General features: G+C 43.3%; 25 protein-coding genes and 1 pseudogene. 15 read left to right on the top strand and 11 right to left on the bottom strand.

Going from position 1 to position 24,199, the window contains the following annotated elements; genetic code table 11:
* Positions 1–33: 33 nt before the first annotated feature.
* From IQ276_RS08630 to ndhC, 3 genes are read right to left on the bottom strand one after another with little or no spacing between them, the layout of a single operon-like run.
* A complete protein-coding gene (locus IQ276_RS08630; RefSeq protein WP_190877148.1) occupies positions 34–564 on the bottom strand; it encodes an NAD(P)H-quinone oxidoreductase subunit J in 531 nt (176 codons plus the stop codon).
* A complete protein-coding gene (gene ndhK, locus IQ276_RS08625) occupies positions 557–1,294 on the bottom strand; it encodes a photosynthetic/respiratory NAD(P)H-quinone oxidoreductase subunit K (protein WP_193918504.1) in 738 nt (245 codons plus the stop codon). Before ndhK ends, IQ276_RS08630 begins: the two co-directional genes overlap by 8 nt.
* Positions 1,285–1,647: a photosynthetic/respiratory NAD(P)H-quinone oxidoreductase subunit C gene (gene ndhC / locus IQ276_RS08620; RefSeq protein WP_073644368.1), complete on the bottom strand. Its 363-nt coding sequence runs from the start codon at positions 1,645–1,647 to the stop codon at positions 1,285–1,287. Before ndhC ends, ndhK begins: the two co-directional genes overlap by 10 nt.
* 358 nt (positions 1,648–2,005) lie before the next feature.
* On the opposite strand from ndhC, the gene IQ276_RS08615 reads away from it, so the two are divergent.
* The 6 genes from IQ276_RS08615 to IQ276_RS08590 all read left to right on the top strand — a co-directional run bounded on the left by IQ276_RS08615 (position 2,006) and on the right by IQ276_RS08590 (position 4,609).
* Entirely contained in the window at positions 2,006–2,341 is a 336-nt protein-coding gene (locus tag IQ276_RS08615) for a rubredoxin (protein ID WP_073644367.1), read from the top strand.
* Between the two features lie 257 nt (positions 2,342–2,598).
* Complete coding sequence (locus tag IQ276_RS08610; RefSeq protein ID WP_193918506.1) at positions 2,599–3,618, top strand: photosynthesis system II assembly factor Ycf48; 1,020 nt, start codon at positions 2,599–2,601, stop codon at positions 3,616–3,618.
* A gap of 276 nt (positions 3,619–3,894) precedes the next feature.
* Positions 3,895–4,143, top strand: coding sequence for a cytochrome b559 subunit alpha (psbE, locus tag IQ276_RS08605; protein ID WP_185583151.1), 249 nt, complete (start codon positions 3,895–3,897; stop codon positions 4,141–4,143).
* Between the two features lie 9 nt (positions 4,144–4,152).
* A complete protein-coding gene (gene psbF, locus IQ276_RS08600) occupies positions 4,153–4,290 on the top strand; it encodes a cytochrome b559 subunit beta (protein ID WP_015115279.1) in 138 nt (45 codons plus the stop codon).
* 9 nt (positions 4,291–4,299) lie between these two features.
* Positions 4,300–4,419, top strand: coding sequence for a photosystem II reaction center protein PsbL (gene psbL, locus IQ276_RS08595; RefSeq protein ID WP_073644364.1), 120 nt, complete (start codon positions 4,300–4,302; stop codon positions 4,417–4,419).
* Positions 4,420–4,489: 70 nt separating this feature from the next.
* Complete coding sequence (locus IQ276_RS08590) at positions 4,490–4,609, top strand: photosystem II reaction center protein J (RefSeq protein ID WP_073644363.1); 120 nt, start codon at positions 4,490–4,492, stop codon at positions 4,607–4,609.
* Between the two features lie 364 nt (positions 4,610–4,973).
* On the opposite strand, the gene psaI is transcribed toward IQ276_RS08590, so the two are convergent.
* The 3 genes and pseudogenes from psaI to IQ276_RS08575 form a co-directional block, all read right to left on the bottom strand.
* Positions 4,974–5,114, bottom strand: a complete 141-nt coding sequence (psaI, locus tag IQ276_RS08585) for a photosystem I reaction center subunit VIII (protein ID WP_190877154.1) — start codon at positions 5,112–5,114, stop codon at positions 4,974–4,976.
* A gap of 261 nt (positions 5,115–5,375) precedes the next feature.
* Positions 5,376–7,841, bottom strand: a complete 2,466-nt coding sequence (locus IQ276_RS08580; protein ID WP_235115533.1) for a hypothetical protein — start codon at positions 7,839–7,841, stop codon at positions 5,376–5,378.
* 121 nt (positions 7,842–7,962) lie between these two features.
* A pseudogene (locus IQ276_RS08575) lies at positions 7,963–8,322 on the bottom strand (hypothetical protein); the annotation flags it as partial.
* A gap of 499 nt (positions 8,323–8,821) precedes the next feature.
* Here IQ276_RS08575 and IQ276_RS08570 point away from each other — a divergent pair.
* Together IQ276_RS08570 and IQ276_RS08565 are read left to right on the top strand one after the other, a co-directional pair.
* Complete coding sequence (locus IQ276_RS08570; RefSeq protein ID WP_190877156.1) at positions 8,822–9,019, top strand: hypothetical protein; 198 nt, start codon at positions 8,822–8,824, stop codon at positions 9,017–9,019.
* An 81-nt stretch (positions 9,020–9,100) separates the two neighbouring features.
* Positions 9,101–9,580, top strand: coding sequence for a Tic20 family protein (locus tag IQ276_RS08565; protein WP_190877158.1), 480 nt, complete (start codon positions 9,101–9,103; stop codon positions 9,578–9,580).
* Between the two features lie 3 nt (positions 9,581–9,583).
* Here IQ276_RS08565 and IQ276_RS08560 read toward each other — a convergent pair whose 3' ends face one another.
* Positions 9,584–10,357, bottom strand: a complete 774-nt coding sequence (locus IQ276_RS08560) for a fumarylacetoacetate hydrolase family protein (protein ID WP_190877160.1) — start codon at positions 10,355–10,357, stop codon at positions 9,584–9,586.
* Positions 10,358–10,428: 71 nt separating this feature from the next.
* Between IQ276_RS08560 and IQ276_RS40140 the strand changes: the two genes are divergently transcribed.
* From IQ276_RS40140 to IQ276_RS08550, 3 genes are all read left to right on the top strand, one after another.
* Complete coding sequence (locus IQ276_RS40140) at positions 10,429–10,551, top strand: hypothetical protein (RefSeq protein WP_255264315.1); 123 nt, start codon at positions 10,429–10,431, stop codon at positions 10,549–10,551.
* Between the two features lie 215 nt (positions 10,552–10,766).
* A complete protein-coding gene (gene rpsF / locus IQ276_RS08555; RefSeq protein ID WP_190877164.1) occupies positions 10,767–11,111 on the top strand; it encodes a 30S ribosomal protein S6 in 345 nt (114 codons plus the stop codon).
* A gap of 264 nt (positions 11,112–11,375) precedes the next feature.
* A complete protein-coding gene (locus IQ276_RS08550) occupies positions 11,376–11,936 on the top strand; it encodes an Npun_F5560 family protein (protein ID WP_193922094.1) in 561 nt (186 codons plus the stop codon).
* A gap of 411 nt (positions 11,937–12,347) precedes the next feature.
* Here IQ276_RS08550 and IQ276_RS08545 read toward each other — a convergent pair whose 3' ends face one another.
* Positions 12,348–12,701: an STAS domain-containing protein gene (locus IQ276_RS08545; RefSeq protein WP_190877168.1), complete on the bottom strand. Its 354-nt coding sequence runs from the start codon at positions 12,699–12,701 to the stop codon at positions 12,348–12,350.
* 486 nt (positions 12,702–13,187) lie between these two features.
* On the opposite strand from IQ276_RS08545, the gene IQ276_RS08540 reads away from it, so the two are divergent.
* Positions 13,188–13,820, top strand: a complete 633-nt coding sequence (locus IQ276_RS08540) for a DedA family protein (RefSeq protein ID WP_190877170.1) — start codon at positions 13,188–13,190, stop codon at positions 13,818–13,820.
* A 118-nt stretch (positions 13,821–13,938) separates the two neighbouring features.
* On the opposite strand, the gene IQ276_RS08535 is transcribed toward IQ276_RS08540, so the two are convergent.
* Positions 13,939–15,141, bottom strand: coding sequence for an argininosuccinate synthase (locus IQ276_RS08535; protein ID WP_190877172.1), 1,203 nt, complete (start codon positions 15,139–15,141; stop codon positions 13,939–13,941).
* 100 nt (positions 15,142–15,241) lie between these two features.
* Positions 15,242–15,841 carry a hypothetical protein gene (locus tag IQ276_RS08530; RefSeq protein ID WP_309245585.1) on the bottom strand — a complete coding sequence of 200 codons (600 nt, stop codon included), beginning with the start codon at positions 15,839–15,841 and terminating at the stop codon, positions 15,242–15,244.
* Positions 15,842–16,006: 165 nt separating this feature from the next.
* Between IQ276_RS08530 and IQ276_RS08525 the strand changes: the two genes are divergently transcribed.
* Positions 16,007–16,177 (top strand): hypothetical protein, encoded by a 171-nt coding sequence (locus tag IQ276_RS08525; RefSeq protein ID WP_221706943.1) that lies wholly within the window; start codon positions 16,007–16,009, stop codon positions 16,175–16,177.
* A gap of 117 nt (positions 16,178–16,294) precedes the next feature.
* Positions 16,295–17,836, top strand: a complete 1,542-nt coding sequence (locus IQ276_RS08520; protein ID WP_193925511.1) for a group II intron reverse transcriptase/maturase — start codon at positions 16,295–16,297, stop codon at positions 17,834–17,836.
* A gap of 88 nt (positions 17,837–17,924) precedes the next feature.
* On the opposite strand, the gene IQ276_RS08515 is transcribed toward IQ276_RS08520, so the two are convergent.
* Positions 17,925–20,933 (bottom strand): two-partner secretion domain-containing protein, encoded by a 3,009-nt coding sequence (locus IQ276_RS08515; RefSeq protein WP_193916604.1) that lies wholly within the window; start codon positions 20,931–20,933, stop codon positions 17,925–17,927.
* 328 nt (positions 20,934–21,261) lie between these two features.
* Here IQ276_RS08515 and IQ276_RS08510 point away from each other — a divergent pair, with 328 nt between their 5' ends.
* The gene (locus IQ276_RS08510; RefSeq protein WP_193916602.1) at positions 21,262–24,093 is read left to right on the top strand and encodes a proprotein convertase P-domain-containing protein; all 2,832 of its coding nucleotides are present in this window, start codon (positions 21,262–21,264) and stop codon (positions 24,091–24,093) included.
* Positions 24,094–24,199 lie beyond the last annotated feature (106 nt).

Here is a 24,199-nt window from a genome sequence, read left to right as displayed (position 1 = left end):
GGTTAATCACTGCTGAAACTCAGCACTACTTAATTAATAAGCGTCTTGCAACTCGTAGAAATCAGGCGAGATGTAATCCTTCCGCAAAGGCCAACCCACCCAATCTTCCGGCATCAAAATTCGCTTAAGATTTGGGTGTCCTTCATAGATAATGCCGTACATATCGTAAGACTCGCGTTCTTGCCAATCAGCGGTCTTCCAAATCCAATACACTGAAGGCACCACGGGATTTTCTCGTGGTAGGAACACCTTTAAGCGGACTTCTTCAGGGCGATCGCTATTATCACCCACTTTCACCAAGTGATATACACTCACCAATTCCTGTCCTGGCCCAAGGTCAATCCCACCTTGAAACTGAAGATAATTAAACCCATAAGCGTAAAGGGCTGTAGCGGTGGGGAGCAAGAAATCTGGCTCCACCTTAATTATCTCCACCCCATTTTTGTCTGGTGCCAAAAACTCATGGCCAAAACCATTTTCCGTCAACCACTGGGAAACCTTACCGGCTTGTACCAATGACTCTTCTTTAGCTGCTGGTACTGGTTTAGATTCTTCATCAGCCACGGGGTTGTTCCTCCTTTTGCGCCTTTTCTGTCAGCAGTGCAGGTGGTATCGGCATACCGATCGCTTCTGCCAATTCTTTCGGTGGTGTAAAGCGAGTTTCTGACTGCATATACTTACCAGTTAAGATTTCTTCCACTGGCTTGAGGTTATGAGTCGTGCTGTAATAGCGGTGAGTTTGCTTAATTTTACCCCGCTCTTGCATCGAATCATTAGCGATTTTCTTCCGCAGCTTAATAATCGCGTCGATAATTGCTTCTGGACGAGGAGGACAACCAGGCAAGTACACATCCACAGGAATCAGTTTATCAACTCCGCGCACTGCCGTCGGAGAATCAACACTGAACATACCGCCAGTAATTGTACAAGCACCCATTGCGATTACATACTTCGGCTCAGGCATTTGTTCATAAAGACGCACCAATTGGGGTGCCATCTTCATGGTAATTGTCCCTGCCGTAATGATTAAATCGGCTTGGCGGGGGCTAGAACGAGGAATTAGTCCAAAACGGTCAAAATCAAATCGTGAGCCAATTAAAGCTGCAAACTCAATAAAGCAGCAAGCAGTACCAAACAGCAACGGCCACAAACTAGAAAGCCGCGCCCAGTTGTAGAGGTCATCAACCGTGGTCAAAATCACATTTTCTGAAAGGTCTTGAGTGATTGTTGGACGCTCAATGGGGTTGATGATTCGCTCTTTGTCCTGGGTTATTAAGTTAGAATTCAAGACCATTCCAAAGCTCCTTTACGCCATGCGTAAACTAAAGCGACTACAAGAATTGCAATAAAGACTAGCGCTTCAATAAATGCCAATAGCCCTAGACGGTGGAAAGCTACCGCCCAAGGATACAAGAATACAGTCTCCACATCAAAGACAACGAAGACCAGAGCAAACATGTAGTAGCGAATATTGAACTGAATCCAGGCTCCCCCGATGGGTTCCATGCCAGATTCGTAAGTTGTACGCCGTTCAGGGCTGTAACCACTGGGTCGTAGGAGCTTGGATGCTGAGAGCGCTAAGGCAGGAACTAGGCTACAGACGATAAAGAAGCCTAGTAAGTACTCGTAACCGCTGAGGACAAACACAATGAGTATCTACCGCTTATGGAGTATTTTAGGTTGGGATTAGGGACTGGGGATTGGGGACTAGGGACTGGGGAGTGGGGAAGCAGGGGAGAAGTTGCAGCAAGTTTTCCCGTCTGCCCCTCTACTCCTCTACCTCTTCCCAATGTCCCATGCCCAGTCCCCAATACCTAATCCCCAGTACCCAATCCCTTGATTTGCGTTACTTTCTTTTACATTATATCTGTTTGATTTTTCTGAAATCTACGAAACAAATGCACTTCAGGTATTTGATTCGTTTTTGGTATTGATAGAAAAGTCTAACAGTTATGTCATAATTTTTAACGTATATTTAAGATTTCTCCTCTGCGAGGCCTTAGCCATGAGCGAACCAGCTGTTGAGACTTCAGTGTTAGACCGCTATGAGTGTCGCGCCTGCGGTTATGTTTACGAACCTGAAAAGGGAGATGACAAACATGACATTCCTTCAGGAACGCCCTTTGCAGAACTGCCCGTTAATTGGCGCTGTCCAGTTTGTACCGCCAAGAGAACGGCTTTTGCCAACATCGGGCCTGTGGGTGCGGCATCCGGCTTCAAAGAAAATCTCGGTTACGGTTTGGGTGTCAACAACCTAACGCCAACCCAAAAGAATATCCTAATTTTTGGTGCCCTGGCTCTTGCCTTTTTGTTTTTTCTCAGTCTCTACGGCTTACAATAAGACCCGCTTGAGAATAGAGACGCGATTAATGAGCCAGCGCGTTGCGGGGGTTCCCACGCCACTTGCTTCTCCTGTGGTCGCCGCTGCGCGAACAAGTCGGGCATTGCCCGCCCAACGCAGTGGCTCGCCGTTGTAGCGACTGGCGTCGCGTCTCTACAAGAATTCTGAATTCTCAACTCTGTAGAGCAACTGGAGCCTTTAAGGTAAACCTTTTAGAAAACCCCTACACAAATTTAGAACCAATCTAAGAGATACTGATGCATTCAATTGTGAAAAGTTGGCAACGAATATTTGCCTTGTTACTCGTAGTCCTGATGTGTATAGGTTGTAGCAAAGTGCCCTCTGTTAGCTACAACCCTTGGAAAATCATTTCTGTGCCAACAGATGCGAAGTTGCTGGATATTGCTTTTACTGGTAATCCTCAGCATGGCTACTTAGTGGGTAGCAATGCCACCCTGTTGGAAACCAATGACGCAGGTGATACTTGGAAACCAATATCACTGCAACTAGATGAGCAAAAGTATCGCTTTAACTCAGTAAGTTTTATCGGTAAAGAAGGCTGGATTGCCGGAGAACCTGGCTTTTTAGTCCATACCACTGATGAAGGTGCTTCTTGGTCGCGGATTTCTCTGAGCGAAAAACTACCGGGTAACCCGATCGCAGTTAAAGCACTAGCAGACAACACAGCTGAGTTGGCTACTGATGTGGGAGCCATCTATCAAACCACAGATGGCGGCAAAAACTGGAAAGCCCAAGTGGAATCAGCAGTTGGTGTAGTGCGTAACTTAGAACGTTCTGCTGATGGCAAATATGTTGCCGTTTCGGCTAAGGGTAACTTCTACTCAACTTGGGAACCAGGGCAAAGTGCTTGGGTTCCTCATAACCGCAATAGTTCTCGGCGAGTAGAAAATATGGGTTTTGCTGACGGTGGTCAGTTGTGGATGCTAGCCAGAGGAGGTCAAATCCAGTTTAGTGAACCAACTAAACCTGAGGAGTGGCAAAAACCAGAATATCCAGAGTTATCCACCAGTTGGGGTTTACTGGATTTGGCATACCGCACACCCGATGAAATTTGGATAGGTGGCGGTAGCGGTAATTTGCTACAAAGTATCGACGGCGGCAAAACCTGGCAAAAAGACCGTGAGGTAGAAGAAGTAGCTACTAATTTGTACAAGATTGTTTTCTTCCAACCGGAACAGGGATTTGTCATTGGCGATCGCGGCATCTTGCTCAAATACCTACCAAACCCTGAAACAACTTCAAAAGAAGCAGCTTAACGGGGGCTGGGGACTGGGGACTGGGGACTGGGGACTGGGGACTGGGGACTGGGGACTGGGGACTGGGGACTGGGGACTAGGGAAAAGTTTTCACAATACCCAATCCCCAGTAACCAATCCCGAATCCCCAATCCCCAATCCCCAATACCCAGTACCCAGTACCCAATCCCCATTCCCCAGTCACTATTTCTGAGAAGAACGTTGCAACTTGTAACTCTTTCTAAACTTTGTAGGATAATAAACTCAATACATTCTTTGATGAAGGTAGGTATTTAAATGTCAGGTACCACTGGAGAACGTCCGTTTTCGGACATCATTACCAGCATTCGTTACTGGGTAATTCATAGCATCACCATCCCCGCATTATTTATTGCTGGTTGGTTATTTGTCAGCACCGGACTGGCTTATGATGCTTTTGGCACACCCCGTCCTAATGAATATTTCACACCAGCGCGCCAAGAAGTGCCAATTGTGAAGAACCGTTTTGAAGCGAAAAAGCAAGTTGAACAATTTATTGGAAAGTAGTTTGAGATCATGACTAGCGGCAATAACATCAATCAACCAGTTACCTATCCAATTTTTACCGTTAGATGGCTGGCAGTTCACACCTTAGGTGTGCCAACTGTATTCTTCTTGGGCGCGATCGCTGCAATGCAATTTATTCAACGCTAGGAGCAAGTTATGGAAAAATCGCCCAATCCTAATAATCAACCGGTTGAACTAAACCGGACTTCGCTATTCCTGGGACTACTACTAATTTTTGTTCTAGGGATTCTGTTTTCTAGTTACTTCTTTAACTAACTAGAACAAATGTTGTTAATCTTTGTTTATTGAACGTGTGTTGATTTGTTGTTAAGGGAGGAGAGAAGCTGTGTCTGGAAGTGGGAGAATTCCCCTGTGGGTCGTCGCTACGGTCGCAGGATTAGGTGTAATTACAGTCTTGGGCATTTTCTTTTATGGTGCCTACGCCGGACTGGGTTCTTCAATCTAAAACTAGTTTGAAGCCAATACTATAAAGTCTGAATTTTCTAGCATTTGTTGAGAAATCAGCATTAAAAAGCCGCCTGTCTCTCTGAGATAGGCGGCATTGTTACAGCAAATTTTAAGGAAGGTCAATCAATTTTGGATTTTCGATTGACCCCATACCTGAATTCTGAATTCTGAATTCTGAATTCTACTGTAATTAATAATTAGGTAATTAGTAAAAAGCGAAGTAATCTATTACCAATTACCAATTACTATATAGCGTTTCCCGACAAGCGTGAGGTACACCTGTAGGGGCACGGCAGTGCCGTGCCCCTACACATCGCCATGTAATGTTGTACCGCATCTAAATGGGAAACGCTATAAACCAATCAAGCAATATCTTCGCTTTCTACGTATAAAAATAGAAATGCGAATACCACGCCTGGTAAAACCCAACCAATGATCGGAACGAAGATAGCAGGCAAGTAGGAAGTGCTAGCCAAGATCGTAGGCAAAAATTCAAATGCCATAGTTAAGGTTCCTGTTAAATCACACTACAATTCAAAATGAGCTTACTGCAAAGTGCGCCAGATTTTTTAAATTCTAAAGATTTTTAACACAGGCGATATTGGGGATTGGGGATTGGGGATTGGGGAATGGGGATTGGGGATTGGGGATTGAAAGTGTACCCTTTATCAAGCCCCTAGTCCCCAGTCCCCAGTCCCTAGTCCCCAGTCCCCAGTCCCCAGTCCCTAGTCCCCAGTCCCCAGTCCCCAGTCCCCAGTCCCCAGTCAAATACCCAATAGTTCATCTAGCTCTAAATTTGGCAAGTCTGGAGGGATGACAGTTCGCACTATTGTGACTTTGTGACTCTCCTGTTGGGTTGTCGGATCGAGAGCGATCGCTTCTAAGCGAATTTCCAAACAGCCAAAGGGAATGTTTAATTGCGTGATCCCTTCCAACCCGGACAAGGCGTTAGGTAATAAATTTGTCAGTAAATGGGGGCCGTCTAACAACCAACGAGTTTGGTAATCTTCAACCCATAACTTGACAGCAACTTGTCGAGTTACTTCAGGCACCACTACGCGCACGATCGCAGACTTGCCAGCTATTAGTTCGCCCTCTGGCACATGTAGTTGTGGAATTGGCAAAGGCTCAATGGCTACCGTATTTATAGGTAGGAGACGAGATAAATCTGACGCTGCTTGCTCCTCTTGTTCCAAGGCATAACTCTTCATTGCATTGGCTTCTAATTCACTGTATGTATCATCTACAACAATTTCTTGCGCCAACCAAGCTGACGCTGTATTTCTGTTTATCGGAGGAGGAGGGGGCGGTATTTGTGATAACAAAGGTGGTGAAAATATTGGTTCTTCTGGTAATATTTCTACTTCCGTATTTTCCTCTATAACCAGGTCTGCTTTTTTAACTGTGTCTGTGTCTTCCAGTATTTCTGTGTTGGCATCTAAACTTAACAGCAAATCGACATCAACAACATCAACATCACCATTGGGAATTTCTGGACTAATAGAAAGCGGTGTCTGCTGGGCTGGAATATAGTTATCGTACCCTTGGGGTGGCAGCTCATTTATGGATTCAGGCAAAGAGTATCCTTGGCTCTGCATCCACTTCCTGAGCAAGGGAGATGAGTAAAGGTTTGTTTTTATGAATTCTGAATTTGGCTGAACTAGTACTTGAGCAACAGATTCTTCTTGGAATTCTGAATTTGCCTCAGTTAACACTTGAGGAATAGATTCTTCTTGGAATTCTAAATTTGCCTCAGTTAACACTTGAGCAACAGATTCTTCTTGGAATTCTAAATTTGCCTCAGTTAACACTTGAGCAACAGATTCTTCTTGGAATTCTGAATTTCCCTCAGTTACTACTTGGGCTGTGTTTTTATCTTCAGTGATAATTGTGTCCAACTGGGGTATGTCCTCAGCCGCTTGAATTTCCAATGTATCTGGGGCATTATCTTTTACTTCTTCTGTAGCACTTGGCGCAGTTTGCAGCCGCTTCAAGTATGGAAAAGTTTTGTCGAGTATTGGGATTCGACGTTGCCTGATGACTAACTGCTCCAAGTTGATGGCAGCTATGGTAGCATCCTTTTCTAAAAGCTCGTTCTGTATGGGAGATTCAGCAACAACATCTATGGGGGTATTGACATCAGTTTGAATGGGGGGCAGTTTTGGTAATTGAGGCGAACTCGCTGAATTTTTCAGATCAGATGTCCGTAGAGTGGCTTCTCGGAGAACTTGCAGGTTAATTTGCGGTGGTAGGGGTGTGTTTGGGGATGGATTGACTAGCGGAGGCTGGTCTGTTTTTCGGAGTTTGACCAGATTTAATAGTTTTAAATCGAGCTTAACAGTTGCTTCTGGTTCCGTGAACCTGTCAGAGGACACCGATGGTGCGATCGCCTCATTTGATGTACTAGATTTTGCTGCGGCTGTGATTGCCAGTAATTCGGTTACATCTGCTGTAATGGTGAAGGACTGCGTGGCTAACTCTATCACTTGACTAATTTCAGTGAATCTACCATACAAACTGATATCTGCCAAAATTAGCTTGGATTCACACTCAGCAGGAATATCAATTGAGGTATTGATAGTGAAAGGCAGTACTTGGTCTGGTAAGGGTCGCCGTACCTGGGTCAGGATTTGTGATTCTAAGGGCGATCGCAGTTCAATTTTTAGTTCGAGTCCACGGACGCTTTTTGAGGATAATCTTTCAGCCAGTTCTAGATTCGTCTTTTCCTTCAGTTCTACGTGCCCACTAATTGTTAGAGCTTGTCCCCAACGAGCAATGTAACTATCCCGATCTAAAGTCAGCAATAATGGCAGTGGCTGTTGTGTTCCTGAAGAATCTGTAACCTTTTCATCTTCGGATAGCAATTCAGCAGTTGGTAAAGCTAATTCTATTAAATTTTGTAAAATCTGTTCTGCCGTCTCACCTTTGAACCATACAGGACTGACAGGCTCATCGATCGCTGTATCTTCTTCTTTGGTTGCATCTGGCACAACATTGGTGTCAGAGCTACTATCTGTATCTTCTTCTTTGCTTGCATCTAGGACAACAGCAGTATCAGGGCTGCTAGCTGTATCTTCTTCTTTGCTTGCATCTAGGACAACAGCGGTGTCAGGGCTGCTAGCTGTAGCTTCTTCTTTGCTTACATCTGGCACAACAGCACTGTCAGGGCTGCCATCTGTAGGAATTGGTAGTTCACTGGCAACGGCGATCGCCCGATCTAGCGTTTCCACAGGGCATGGGGCATCGGAAAGACGCACAGGGGAAAGACTTACTGCAACTTCTCCTCTGCTCCCTGCTCCCTATCTCCCTCATCTCCCTCATCTCCCTCATCTCCCCCCCCCCCTGCCCCCTGCCCCCTGCCCCCTGGGACAGAACTTGCAGTTGGACGGTGTATTGCCAAGATTTACCCAGCATATCCGACATCAAATCGCCCGAACAGCGCAGTTCCCAAACTCCTGGCTCAAAGTAAGTAAAAGGAATTACCGCCATTAACCCTTCTAAGTTAGTGCGACGCGATCGCTTGAAAATTCGCCGTTTTGGCGTGACTTCCTTTATTGAAAAGTGAGTGACGCGCACTTCCACATCTGTATTGGGCAGGCTAGAACGAGCCAGAACTCTATACTGCCCTTCCAAAATTTCTAAATTTGGCGATTCCAGGATATGCCACGAGCGATCGCCTTGCTTCTGTATAAGAAATTGCCAGTGTTCCATTGTGAGTGATGCCCAGACCGACAAGCCGCCCAGTAATATTGTGTATTAGCTTGCTTGCAAGTTTACCTCAGTAATTTGTAATTGCATCCTTAAAAAGGCTATCAAGTTAACTTAGTTTCATATACTTAAATTTTCGCAAAGTCAATACCCTGGAATCAGCCTTTTTTGAGTCAACAACCCAATCTCCAACAGAACAGAACATACAATAAATTAAGATTCACTTGACAACTTTGATTGAATTGTGAAGCCCAACTTTTTGCTACAAACAGGTAGGATGTAGCTCTTAAGTAAAGATGGGGAGTGGGGAGTAGGGAGTGGGGGATTAAAGTGTTTCTTTCATTCGTAGCGGGTGGTGTGCCGCTAGTACGGCTGCTCTTAAGTACGCTCTGCGATGGCAAATCACCATAACTGACGACGCGCTGTCCTTGTAAGCCGCTACAACGAGTGTCCTCCTCATAGTGAAATGTAGGTGACAATAAAAATTTACAGGAGGGATTAGATGCTAGTCATTTTAATGGACGAGCAAATCCTTGCCCCTGAGCAAGTTTGCCAGTCTTGTTTACTCGCTGATGGCAGCGGCCAACCCCGCTGGCGTGCAGGTAAACTGCGTTGTGGTCAAGCCATTAGCAAACTTACTCAACAGCAGCCAGACCAATATGAGTGTGTAATGGGCTTTCGCATCGCCCATATAGAATAACTGGATTTACCAGCAAGACCAAGCAACTGCGTTATCCTAAGGTCAAGTAGCTGTTGAAATATAACCATAGGAGAATGCATAATGACTTGGCGCGGGTCTACAACGGTTTGGGATCGGATTTTTGCTTGCTTGCCTTACTTGCTGCCCCTAGTTGATGGTTTAGTCTTTGGCAGCTTTTTGTTAAGAGAGTTTCCAGTACTACAAGTCCTGCTTTTACCGCTGCAACCAGTGCTAATAATTTACGGTAGTTTGGGACAATTTGGACAACTAATCGTGTTCTTTGCCTTGTTCCTATTGGTGGTCAGAAACGAAAAAATCAGTCACTTCATTCGTTTCAACACAATGCAGGCAATTCTTCTGGACGTAGTTATATTTTTGTGTTCCATACTGGTGCGAATTTTAGGACAGGTTCCTGGTACTGGCTTTGCAATAGAAACAGTAGCCAACACTATCTTTTTAGGTGTAGTGGTAGCAGTTGGATATTCAGTCATCCAGTCTTTGATCGGGCGTTATGCAGAAATTCCAGCGATTTCTGATGCGGTGCATATGCAAGTGCGCTAGCTGTTAACGGGTCGCTACGGTGTTTTCCAGGCGACCAATACCTTCAATTTCTACACGGACGCGATCGCCTAGTTGCAATGGACTTACACCCTCTGGCGTCCCTGTAAGCACCACATCCCCCGGTAGTAGCGTCATCACCTGACTGATATAAGACACTAAAACATCCGGCGGAAATACCATCTGATCGATACAGGCAGATTGGACTGGATTGGCCTCGTCATTCAGAAAAGTCTGCAATCTCGCTCCTGGATTTAATTCCCGCACAATCCAAGGACCCAAGGGACAGAAAGTATCAAAACCTTTGGCTCGCGTCCATTGACCATCTTGTTTTTGTAAATCCCGCGCTGTCACATCATTAGCAATGGTGTAGCCCCAAATTTTAGTTTGGGCGATTTCTGGCGTACACTCAAAAACGCGATCGCCAATCACTAATGCTAACTCTCCTTCGTAATCTACTCGTTGGGACTGGGGAGGATATTTAATTTCCGTCTCAGACGGAATAATCGAAGTGGGTGGCTTCAGAAAAATTAGTGGCTCAGAAGGCACTGGAGTTCCCATTTCCGCAGCATGATCTGCATAATTCTTGCCCACCGCCACAATTTTCGACGGAGCGCAGGGAGCCAAAATTTGGTAATTTTCTGGCGTCAAAGTCAAATCAGTGGGTTGCCCTTGTAACCAGGGGGGAGCATCTAGCAACTGGACGTTGAAGGATGGTTGTAGTAACCCATAGAAAATCTGTCCTTCTTGATTTTGAATTCGCACATAGCGCTGCGCCATAACCTTGATGAATATCCTTTTGTCTTTGATTAAAACCTGTAAGCGGCTATTAGCAAACCTCAGTTAGCTTTTTGGCGAACCGATTGAGCCTTGTTGAGCAAAAAAGCGATCGCTATAGATATCCTGTGGAAAAGGCTAAGCTGATAGCTGAATCGATGCTGGCGAACACCAAAAGCTGGATTCTTACTTGCTAAAGAAACCTGGGGTCGTTTTCCGACCTAGTATTTCAATAGGGACATCCAAGAAATGAAATCCAAAGTTCGGCGGATTGGCTAATGAAACAAAATTGAAAACTGGTAAGATTATAGTTCCTTGTTGCTTCAGATGTTGATGAATACTACTATTTTGAAATAAATTAAGTATAATTTGACACTGGCAGCCACTTTTGTCCATAAGGAGACTGAAAAATATGACCACAAGTTACGAAACAATGTACATCCTGCGTCCTGACTTGGGAGACGAACAGGTAGAGCAAGCAGTTACGAAATATCAGAATTTGCTTCGGGAACAAGGCGCCGAGGATATCCAAATTCAAAATCGTGGTAAGCGTCGTCTAGCTTATGAAATTAACAGACACCGGGATGGAATTTACATCCAGTTGAACTACACTGCACCTGCAACTGCGATCGCTCCCTTTGAACGCGCCATGCGCTTGAGTGAAGAAGTAATTCGCTATCTCACAATTAAGCAGGAACTCGAAGAGGCTAAACCTGCCAAAGTGGCTGCGACTGCAACTGCAACTGCAACTGCGTAGGAAGTAGAGAATAGGGAATAGGGAGTGGGGGAGCAAGGTAGCAGAGATATATGGCTGGAACCAACGCGAAATGAAGGGCACAGGGTAAAGACTTGCTCCCTTATCCCTACTCTCCACTCCCCACTCCCCTTAAATAAAATTTTGTTTTTTTATTTACCAGTGACTTGGCTCGTAATGCTAAATTAACAAATACTTGCCAAAGGTAGTACTCCCGCAGTTATACCTAAGAGTGGACAAGATTCTGAATGGGAGCGGTAAGCTACTGTGAGCCAATCTAATACACCCGACATTCAAGCCCTCTCTACCGAAGTATCGCAACTACGCCAAGAGTTGCAACTTCGCGATCAATTAGTGCAACAGCTATCTCAAGAACTCTTCCGGCTGGTTAAGGGTAATACTAATTTTATGCCCCAACAGCCGGAGCTTGAGCGCGATATCACGCAGTTACAAGCTTTGCAAGAACAACTCCAAGCTGTGGAACAGCAGGTGGCATTCTACCAAGAGCAAATTACAACTCGTGACTCCGAAATTTACCAATTGCGACAGTCAGTTCAAGAACTTACCGATCGCACTCGGATGTTGGAGCAAGTTGTACAAGAGTTGCCTCAAATTTACCGTCGTAAGTTTGAGGAGCGCATGACGCCAGTGAGAGAAAAAGTAGCAATGCTACAACGGGAAAACCGCCAACTACAGGCGGAACTGCAAAGTGTAAGTTACCGTTTAGCAATCAAAACCCGCAATGCTAGTCACAGCGGCATTGATTTGCCAAATTTCCCCCGAACAGCATCCGAACAAACTCACATTTCAACACCCCAGAATGCCTAAAAGAGGATGGTTTAAAAGTAGTAGCTGATGTATCAAAAACTTTATATTTCCCCCTGCCCTCCTCTTTAAAAAGGAGGACTAGGAGGATTTTAGGGCTTATTCGGAGGTATATCTATAATGACCGTGTACTTTTCAAACATCGTCTGAGAGTAGTTTGAAAAGCTGTGTTTTCAAGAGGCTGGGGAGTCTGACAAACAATTGCATCTGCTTTGACCGATTTTGGCCATTTCCTGTACTATATGGATAGCTCGAAAGCTATGAGTTTTCCTCAACATTGTTGTCTAAGTTAAGATAGGAAATTAGCCTGCTAGCATCAGACTTTTATCTTTGACGATGTAAGGATAAACAAAAAAGATTAAATGAATGCAAAATTGGTTGACTCCACCATCCTTCTTAAGGTAGATTTATTTATTAGCCTGCTAGCACCAGACTCTTATCTTTAACAGTGGTGATGATGTCTTCGTAAGTGTCAAAAATCTCAAACACTGAATCTAACTGTGTAAGTTCCAAAATTAATCGTACAGGAGTTTGCACGTTGCATAAAACCAAACGACAGCCTCTTTGACGTGCAGCTTTCAGCCCTTTTACTAAAGGAACTAAACCAGAACTGTCCATAAAGTTAACTTCTGCTAGGTCGATAACCCAGAGTTGATGGGGTTGGGGCACGACTCCAGCCATCTGTTCACTCAAAGCCATACCACCTTCCAAATCGATGCTTGCTTGGGGTTTGAACAAAATAACTTGAAGTTCTTGTGTGAGAGTCATGAATTTAACAGGGTAGTTGGAACACTTGACAAAAAACCGAAACAGGACATAAATACGTCTTCTCTTTCAACAGCAAAATCACTGTTTTACCCAGATATTTAGGTAATTCGAGCCGTGAAGTTAACAGAGATTTTTTCAGTATTCATGTCGTATAATTTGTAATAACTTTCCCAATATAGGCATAAGCGCCTAACAAATTCGGTATCAACCGTATCTTTTACTAAATTTTCATAATTTAACTGGGGATTTATAAATTTTGTATAAATTATTTTTAGTTTTGTTACAGACGTATAGCTTTGTGGTATTGGGATGCGAAAAATCTTATAATTAATACTCAAAATTTAATAATTATCATGGATAATAATATATGGATTATTCAGAATTTAAGATGAGTCAATAAATCCGTGTAGCGGCTTGATTGACACCCTAGCCAAAAACAAGCAAAGATATAGTAAAAGTAAAAATTTGTAAAGACGGCGGTGCGGGATGTCTTTAGAGCTGATTTCACTAGAAAACATCCAGGAAGTCGCCCACAACTACGGGTATTGGGCAATTTTTTTGGGAATTTTGCTAGAAAATTTAGGCATTCCTGTTCCCGGTGAAACCGTGACCTTAGTGGGCGGATTTTTAGCTGGTAGCGATGAACTAAATTTCTGGCTGGTTCTCGGTGACGCAATTATGGGTGCTGTCATTGGGGGAGTTTGTGGCTATTGGGTTGGTAGGCTTAGCGGTTGGCCTTTCCTGGTAAAAGTTGGTAGCATATTTCGGATTTCCGAAGTGCGACTATTGAGCATTAAAGAGCAATTTACTCAAAATAGTGCAAAAGCAGTATTTGTTGGACGTTTTTTAGCATTGCTGCGGGTTTTTGCTGCACCACTAGCTGGTATAGCCGAAATGCCTTTTAGAAAATTCTTTTTATACAACTTCTTAGGAGCAGTTGCTTGGGCTAGTTTGATGGTGACATTGGCTTTCTTTGCTGGCAAAATTATCCCCCTAGAGCAATTGATTGCTTGGGTGGGTCAATTTGCGATCGCAGCATTACTGATCCTGGCTGCTTTAATTTTCGTGCCAATATGGCTGGAGTCTCGTCAAGTTAAAGAAGTGGGGAGTGAGGAGTGAGGGAGTAGGGGGAGATGAGGGAGTAGGGGGAGATGAGGGAGTAAGGGGAGATGAGGTAGCAACCGAAAAATTATTATTCTTCCTCATCCCCCTCATCCCCCTCATCCCCCTCATTTTCCTAACCCCTAGTTAACTGTGACCAAATGCGAGTTGGTAGTCCCCAAACGTAGATAAAGCCTTCAGCCGCTTTGTGGTCGAATTGGTCATCGGCTCCGTAAGTTGCCAAATCGGGAGTGTAAAGGGAATTGTCGCTCGAACGTCCAACGATGGTGGCGCTACCCTTAAACAACTTAACTCGCACAGTTCCAGACACTTGCTCTTGTGTCTTTTGAATAAAGGCATCAAGTGCAGCTTTGAGTGGACTGTACCAAAGACCGTTGTAAACGATTTGGCTATAGGTTTCTTCAATCCCACGCTTGTAATGGGTGACATCTGCTGTCAAAGTCAAACTTTCCAGATCCCTATGTGCCTGAATTAGGACTAACATCGCGGGTGATTCGTAAATCTCCCGCGATTTTATGCCCACTAGACGGTTTTCGATCATATCAATCCGCCCAACACCGTGATTTCCTACAAGTTGATTGAGTTGTTCAATTAGCTCAACTGGCTTTTTGGCTACACCATTGAGGGTGTTGGGAATACCACGATAGAAACCAATTTCGATGTATTCTGGTTCATTGGGGGTGTTGGCGATCGCTTTGGTCATTTCATAGATTTCTTCTGGTGGCTCAAAGGAGGGATCTTCGAGTAAACCAGCTTCAATGCTACGACCGAGCAAATTTTTATCAATGCTGTAGGGAGAAGATTTTTTGACTGGTGAGGGAATGCCAAACTTTTCACCATAGGCGATGGTTTCTTCACGACTCATTCCCCATTCTCTGGCTGGTGCGAGGATCTTTAGATTGGGGTTGAGGGCGGTAACAGAGACATCAAAGCGGACTTGATCGTTACCTTTGCCAGTACAACCGTGAGCGATCGCATCAGCACCATATTTTTCGGCTGTTTCTACTAATACCTTGGCAATCAGCGGACGAGCAAGGGCGGTTCCTAGAGGATAACGATTTTCATAAAGGGCGTTAGCTTGAATTGCTCCAAAGGCGTAATCTTTAACAAAACTGTCTTTAACATCCGCTACTAGGGATTCACTTGCACCCGATTTCAGAGCTTTTTCTCGGACTGGCTCTAATTCATCTCCCTGACCTAAATCTGCTGCTAGGGTAATCACCTCTTCCACACCCCACTCCTGCTTCAGATAGGGGATGCAAACAGAGGTATCCACTCCGCCAGAATATGCCAGAACAACCTTTTTGGCGCGACCCATTAATTTCTCCAGTTAGCAAAACAAAGAATGAGTCATTATTATATCGAAACTAATCCGTGTATACTTTATTGATGCAACAACTCCATTCCCATAAACAAAATTAACGACACTCACGACTCATGACTAAATCCCCATTCGCTAGTCGATACACCCCTTCGGGTTCCACAATGGGGTCGCCTTTTTTCCAGGAACTGGTTGCACTATTATTCGTAACATTCTGCACATCACCTGTAGGATAACTAGAAGCCGCAGCTTCACCAGGACGATGAGGTAAACCGCCAGTTCCTGTAATTATAAAAGTCCCTTCTTGCTTGGGACTGCGGGCAATGCAACTATTAGCAATCAGTGCATTAGTATCAATGGGATTGTTTTGTAATTCTGTGAGGCTGTTTTGGATAAAACTAATATCAGGTACACCAATAATATTTCCAGAGATTGCACCACTGGCATTAATATCAGAGCTACCATTATTATTTAGTAACTGAAAGCTATTTCTATCAGTTAATGTTTGTCTGGGGTCAAATAGAGAATCACTAAATACAGCGCTGGTGTTAAATGTAATATCTCCACCTTGTCCCTCTGGTGCGAAGGCGAGGTGCGATTCGTTGCTTAGTGAATCACGGTAGTCAGTCCGCACATAACTAAGCCAGCCCGACAGCAGATTACTGTCACTAAAGGCTGAACTCTCGGTCAGATGCAAGTGTAAGCCTTGCCATTCAGACTCAGAATTGACTCCTTATCTGCCCACACCGAACAAGCTCGGTTCTTGTAGAGTGAAGCTGGGAACAGGGCGCAATCAGACGACCGTTGCGGGTTGACACTGGCGCTAATAGGGAGTTCCTATGATGAAACAGAGCCTCAAAAAGTGACCCATCGTAGAGCAGGGCGCAACACTAAAATCCCTGACTTCGTTGGAGCCAATTCCCGCCGTAATATCGCCAATAACGGCAAGAGTCTAGGGAATCCAACGGTCAAATTGGCTACATCTAACGGAACAATCAATCTCTCCGAGGGAACGAATAAAAACGATTTGTGAGTCCTGGGGCTTTCGTTCCCCAAGTAGGCTAGACGAGAAGCGGAACTCTCACAATTCGGGTAGGACAGACCGTAATTGGTCTGAGGTGTTCAGAAAATACAAACTCTAGAAGAGAAAATGATTAGACACAGTAGACATACTAGTGAATCTTGGAAAGCCTTACCGTGGAAGAAATTCCGCCGAAATCTTTTCCGCCTTCAAAAGCGCGTATTTAAAGCGGTTCAAGTTGGAGACAAACGGAAAGCTAGGTTTCTCCAAAAGCTTATTTTTAAATCCACCTCGGCTCGATTTCTTGCAATTAGACTTGTATCTCAGCTAAACGCTGGTAAAAAAACGGCGGGTATTGATGGTAAGAAATCCCTGTCATTTGAGGAACGCTTCAACCTTGAAGAATTACTGAAAATGAATAGTGGAAATTGGAAGCATCAAGGACTAAGGGAAATCCCCATCCCCAAAAAGGACGGGACTACCAGAATGCTTAAAATACCAACCATAGCGGATAGAGCTTGGCAATGCCTTGCAAAATATGCACTAGAACCAGCACACGAAGCCACTTTCCACGCCAGGAGCTACGGGTTCAGAACAGGGCGCTCTGCTCACGATGCACAACGGTACATCTACAATAACCTACGCTCTTCCTGCAATGGAACAGAGAAACGAGTTATAGAACTCGATATCGAAAAATGCTTCGATAGGATTAACCACTCAGCAATAATGGACGAACTCATCGCCCCCAAAGGCTTAAAACTCGGAATATACCGATGCCTCAAGGCAGGAGTAAACCCAGAATTCCCCGAACAGGGTACACCTCAAGGGGGAGTAGTCAGCCCACTATTAGCAAACATCGCACTCAACGGGGTTGAAAGTATCCACAGATACAGAGCCAACGGGCAAATCAACGAGCCATCAATCCGATACGCGGATGACATGGTTATTATACTCCGACCCGAAGATAATGCGATAGAGATACTTGAGAAAATCAGCGAGTTCCTCCGCAAACGCGGAATGAATGTAAGCCAAAAGAAAACCAAAGTTACCGCCGCGACAGATGGGTTTGATTTCCTCGGCTGGCACTTTAAAGTCCAGAAAAACGGAAAGTTTAGAAGCATTCCCTCAGTGGACAACTTCAAAGCATTCCGTAAGAAAGTAAAACACATCGTCAACAACTCGAATTATGGTGCTACCACAAAGGCTGAGAAATTAGCCCCGGTAGTAAGAGGTTGGAGAAATTACCATAAGTTCTGCAAGATGGACGGGTCTAGAAACTCGTTATACCACATCAAAAAAAGAGCTTATACGGTATTCAACAAGGAAGCCAAGAAAAATCGCTACGCTAGCAAGAAATTACTAGACAAAGCATTCCCAGCAGTTTCCTACTCCGAAAGTAGCCACGTCATGGTTAAAGGAACAAAATCCCCCTATGACGGAGATACAGCCTACTGGAGCGAACGCAAAAGTAAGCTCTATGACGGCGAAACTTCTTTTGCTCTTAAGAAGCAAAACCATAGATGTGCCTCTTGCGGCTTAAAGTTCATCGATGAGGAACGGATTCATCTGCATCACATCGACGAAAATCACGCCAACTGGAAGAAAAATAATCTGGAAGCAATTCACGAGAGTTGCCACGATTACAAGCACATGAGCAAAAGCGAAAGCTGAGAAGCTGAGAACATCGGGAGCCGTGTACACGGAAACGGGTACGCACGGATCTAACTGAGAGGTGCGGGGAATAATATCCCCCATCGACTCAACCAATGTCGCTATCTTCTAAAGCGATGATAGTATCTGCGGTGAGGAAAATATTACCGCCTCTACTGCTACCACTAGATAAATCAGTGCGGATATCGCTGTTATTTCGCAGGTTAATATTTCTCGCAGTGACATCAATATTGCCACCGCCTGCTTGTTCAGATCGGGCGCTGATAACACCATTACTCGCATTGAAATTTTCCTTTGCAGTAATATTGATATCGCCTGCAATACCTTGTCCCAGACTGCGTGTAGAAACTACAGCGAGATTATTAGGCAAGTTTAAATCATTTGTAAATAAATTAAAGTTAGTTGTAGATATAGATATTTTTCCACCGTTTCCAGTAGAGTTAGTACCTGCAAATAAGCCAGTCACACTATCTAAATTTGTAGAAATAGCGATCCTGTCTGTGGCATTGATAGTAATATCACCAGATTTACCACTACCGAGAGTTCCTGTAATTATAACTCCACCATTAGATGCTTCAAATACACGAGCATTAATTGTAATATTACCTCCGTTACTAGAATTGTCTGTTAATGCAGATACACCGCCTTCGTTTGCTACAAGGAAATAATCTGTATTAATTATAATATCTCCCCCTTGACCAAACGCTCCCCATTGGGTTTCAGTTGATATTAAGCTGTAAAATCCATCTGTATTTGTTCCTGATATAGTCACTGCATCAGCAGCATCTATGCGAATATTTCCACCTCTACCTTGTCCAGCAGGTAAACCCCTCTCTGCTTCAGAAATTAGAGCATCAATTTGACCACCGTTAGTTAAAGTCAGCCTTCGTGTTTGAATTTGAATATCTCCAGCATTCCCGACTCCGCCGACTCCTACGCGACTATTAATTGTACTGTTGTCAACAATAACCCCCTCATTGCTGAAAATAGAGATATCACCACCATTCCCCTTGCCAAAAGTTGCAGCGCTTATAGCTCCGTTTGTTAACTGCAAACGTTTAGTATTAATTGTTATATCACCGCCATTGCCTACAGGAACTATATTTTCTCTGAAAGGGTAAACTCCTGTAATAAGCAAGCTAGGAAAATTACGGTTTGAACTAATCAAATCAACATAATCCGATGCATTGATAGTAATATTACCTGCATTGCCTCCTAAATTGTTACCTGCTTCTGCTCTGATAGAACCGCCATTCTTTACAAGGAGATTTTTAGTTTCTAGTTTTATATCACCAGCACGGCTACTGCTAAAAGTTCTAGCCACAATACCAGTAAGGATATCTGTTGAACCTTGAGAATCGATTTCTATTGAATCAGTAGCTGTAATATTGATGTTTCCACCACGTCCAATTATTTCACCGGGTTCTGGTTCTCCAGAAACAGAAGATATAGATCCAGAATTTGTTAAACTAATCTTCCCAGTTTGAATATTTACATTCCCAGCATTACCAACATTAGAAATAACTCCTGGAAGAGAAAGTGCAGATGCAATTATAAAAGAATTATCTATACTAATATCTCTGGCTGCAATATTAATATTCCCGGCATTACCACTGCCAAAGGTATTAGTTGATAGCTGAGAACTATTTTCTAGAATCAAATGATTGGTAATAATTGATAAATTACCTGCATTTCCTTTTCCATAAGCACTTGAAAAGATAGCTGCTGAATCGTTTAAACTAATTGAATTATCAGCTTGAATTTTAATATATCCAGAATCATCTGCTAACAAATTGGTTGCACTGATCAAAGCCTCATCTGTCAGTAAAAGATTTTGTGATTGAATATTAATGCCACCGCTTCTTCCACTAGTTGTTACTGAAAGATTTGCCGACGAAGGAGACACATTACTTGTAATCGCACTAGGACTCAAACTTCCATCAGGAAGAGTTCCACCTCTTCCTGATAGAGAAATTGTATCGTTAACTTTGATGTTAACAACACCTGAATTACCCTGCGTGGCAGTTGCCCGAATTTCACCACCATCGATTATTTTCAGCGATTCAGCAACAACATTGATATTTCCAGTATTTCCAGGTTCTAGAGCAACATTCCCTATATGACTTTGGTCAGCTATAGTTACAATTCCAGTTGCATTGATTGAGATATCACCTGCTTGGACTGATGGAATTCTTTGATTAACAACTATACCTGTATACAAATTACTGGAATTTAGTAAATTAAAATCGTTGGCATTAACTACAATATCGCCATCATTGGCTCCAACAGCTATAGCAGAAGATTGATTCACCAATGAAATATCTGCTTTTGTTACACCATCAGGAAAACTCAGGCGTAGATTATTAGCATCAAAATTGAGTCCTACTGTTCCTGGTGCTGTTAATCCACCAAATTCTACCCTACCACCGAAAGCTCTAACTGTTCCACCATCCATGAAGATTTGCCCACTAGATTCAGAGGTAGGTGCAACAAGACCACCAAGCAGTATTAAACTTTTACCAGTAGGAACGAATAAACTTGCCCGATTTTCAATCGAGTTCGCACCTTGCTTCGCAATTTGATTAAATAAAAATGCACTAGGATTAACACTGAGTAATGTGTTTTCTGGTGCAACTGGTGAACTTAAAGAAAACTCAGCAGCTCCAGGAAATTGAATTGTGTTAGCTGTAGTCGCTACCAAGGAACCACCAATATTTAATTGAGCATTTCTGCCAAAAATAATTCCATTGGGATTCATCAAAAATAAATTAGCACTACCTTGAGCGCTAATCAATCCTTGAATATCAGAGGGTGTTCCACCAGTTACTCGTGCAAAGATATTGGCGATATTGGGTTCATTGATAAAAATTGCTGCACCACTATTAGGAACATTAAAATTGCTAAAACTGTGGAATAAGTTGGTGTTACCGACTGTTGTTCCATCCAAAATAAAAGAATTTAAACCAATATCTATAACTTGTGTTCCTAATGTTTCGTCGGCTGTGACTTGAGCTAAGGCTTTGGCGTTTGTTGTGACAGTCAAACTGAGCAATAGTCCTAAACGCCACCACCAATTGCAATTAGATTGCTGGATCATAAATTTTTCTCTTGCGTGTCAGTTGTAGCAACTGATATCTAGTCTGAAGCTTGGGGTGAGCAATTGCAACGTTGCATAGATGAGTGCAAAAGGCAATACACTTTTATGCAATTTTACATACACAATTATGCTGATATCGATACTGAAAGTTGCATCTAAGTTTGCATAAAAGCTGAAGGACTAATTTCTGTGTTTTATTTACTCTGTGAATTGCTAAAGATTTTAAGTATCAAAAATTTTCATAAAGTCAGAGTAAACATCCAGCATTTTCAGATCATCAGGCTATTTACTGGCATTGAAATATTCGCATAATACAAGAGAGAAACTTATGCCTACTTTCCCTTCTGAGCTTGAGAATCAAATCTATCTCTACCAGTACACATATGGCCGTCGTGGTCTTGATCTCAATGTAGTGAATGTGTGGGACGACTATACAGGACGTGGTGTTTTAGTTGGTGTGATTGACGATGGAGTTGACTATAACCACTACGATTTGGATAATAATTACGACAAAACGAGAGATTATGACATTATCGGCCAAGATTCTGATCCTTTACCAGTTCTGGCTAATGATAATAACGGGACAGCAGTAGCAGGTATTATTGCTGCTGAAGCGAATGGTGTTGGTACTGTGGGTGTGGCTTATAATGCCAAGATTGCAGGTATTAGAGCTGTTCCTGGTTCTTTGGCTAATGTGATTGATGCTCTGTCGCGTGCTGCGAGTTTCGATGTTGTCAACAATGGCTGGAGTTTTCAGAGATTTGACGATAATTTTTATACTTTCCCACAAGCAGGGCAAGCACTTACTAATGCTGTTACTAATGGACGTAATGGATTAGGAACTGCGATTATCTTTGCTGCCGGAGATGGTCGTGGAGCAGGCGATAATACCAACTATCACAACTTTCAAAATTCTCGTCACGTCATTACAGTAGCTGCAATTGATCTTGAGTATGGCTGGGCAACTTATTACAGTACTCCTGGTGCTTCGATTCTAGTTTCTGCCTTTGGTGAATCATATGGTGGTGTCGGCCTTCTCACTACAGATCGCCTCGGATCTGCTGGCTATAGTTCTACAGACTATACTCGTTTGACTGGCACTTCAATTGCTGCTCCTCAAGTTTCTGGGGTAGTCGCCTTGATATTGGAAGCCAATCCCAATTTAGGTTATCGAGATATCCAAGAAATTCTCGCCTATTCTGCTCGCCGCAACGATCCTAATAACTATGCGGGGAAATATATTTGGCAATATAACGGTGCTAACAACTGGAATGGAAGAGGTTTACACGTCAGCCACGACTATGGATTTGGCTTGGTAGATGCTCTTGCTGCTGTGCGTTTAGCTGAGACTTGGCAAAAACAAAGTCGATTTAACAATGAGAAATCTCTTTCTTATAATTCTGGTAATTTAGGCTTGGCTATTCCAGATAATAATACAACAGGAATTAGTCGCTCTTTTACCGTTGCTGCGGGTTTAGAAATTGATTGGGTAGAAGTAGAACTCAATCTAACTCATCCTTATCGGGGTGATTTGGTGGTTGAACTGATTTCTCCTAGTGGAACTATAAGCAGTTTGATTAACCGTCCAGGTAATAAGCAAGATGATGGAGATAATATTATATTTAAACTCTCCAGTACGCAACATTGGGGAGAAAGCAGTGCTGGTACTTGGACACTCAGAATCAAGGATTTAGGCCCTACAGATACCGGCATTTTTAATAGTTGGAAATTGCATTTATATGGGGATACAGATACCGCCAATGATACTTATTTCTACACCAATGAATATGGCATCTATGGCGCAACTACACTGACTGATAGTTCTGGTATCGATACAATTAATGCGGCGGCGATTACTTCTAACTCCACCATAAATTTGACTCCAGGTTCTACAAGTACCCTCAATGGAACTAAATTAACCATCAGTTCAGGAACTACTATCGAAAATGCTTTTGGTGGCGATGGCAATGACACTATTATTGGTAACAGTGCTGCCAATGTTTTATCTGGTGGTAGGGGCAATGATATTTTGATTGGTGATATACCGCTCACCTACCAAACTTATACGTTCAGTAACACATCTGCTCTCAATATCCCTGATGAATCTACCATTAATTCTAATCTCACAGTCAGTGCTTTAAGTGGTGCGATCGCCGATGTCAACGTCACCTTAAATATTACCCAGACATATAGTTCTCACCTCGATGTTTTCCTGATTAGTCCTACAGGAACTCGTGTGACATTATTCACAGGTGTGGGGAGTATTTTCAGTAATTTCACCTCCACAGTATTAGATGATGAAGCCACAACATCAATTACGGCTGGTAATGCTCCGTTTACTGGCACTTTTCGACCACAGGGATTACTATCAGCTTTTGATTATCAAAATCCTAATGGTACATGGAGACTAGAAGTTACTGATAAATATGTTGGAGGTGTAGGGACACTTAAGAACTGGTCGCTGAACTTGAGCTTTCCTGCTACATCAACAGTAAGCAATGATACGCTCAATGGTGGTAGAGGTAATGATACAATGCGTGGCGGTGCTGGTAACGATACTTACGTTATCGATAGCACTGGAGATGTAATTGTAGAAAACTTGAATGAAGGTACGGATACTGTCCAGTCTTCTATTAGTTACACTTTAGGCGCTAACTTAGAAAACCTGACTTTGACTGGTACAGCCGCAATTAATGGTACAGGTAACAGTCTCAATAATGTCATTACTGGTAATAGCGGCAATAATACCCTCAATGGTGGCTCTGGTGTTGATACTCTCCTTGGTGGTAATGGGAATGACATCCTCATCGGTGGTACTGGTAACGATACACTGACAGGGGGCGCGGGGAGCGATCGCTTTACTTTCAATTCCCGTAGTGAAGGGACTGATAGAATTACTGATTTTAGGGTTGTTGATGATACGATTGTTGTTTCTGCCGCTGGTTTTGGTGGCGGGTTAGTTGCTGGTGCGGCGATCGCCGCTAGCCGATTTGCGATCGGTTCAACAGCCACTACAAGTAGTCAGAGATTCATGTATGATCGAAGCACTGGCGCTCTGTTCTTCGATCAAGATGGTACAGGAGCGATCGCCAAAATTCAATTTGCTACGCTTAATACTGCACTAGCCTTAACTAATGCAGATATTTTTGTTGCTGCTTAAAGATTTCACGTTGAGTGTTGACTGTTAACGGTTAACAGTCATTAACGGCCTCCTTGGTGAAGATGATTGCGATCTGAAGTTTTGGCAATGCCAAAATTATCACAAC

The organism is Desmonostoc muscorum LEGE 12446 (genome assembly GCF_015207005.2).
Taxonomy (GTDB): domain Bacteria; phylum Cyanobacteriota; class Cyanobacteriia; order Cyanobacteriales; family Nostocaceae; genus Nostoc; species Nostoc muscorum.
The sequence above is the reverse complement of the archived record's forward strand: the minus strand, read 5'-3'. Positions and strand labels throughout refer to the sequence as shown.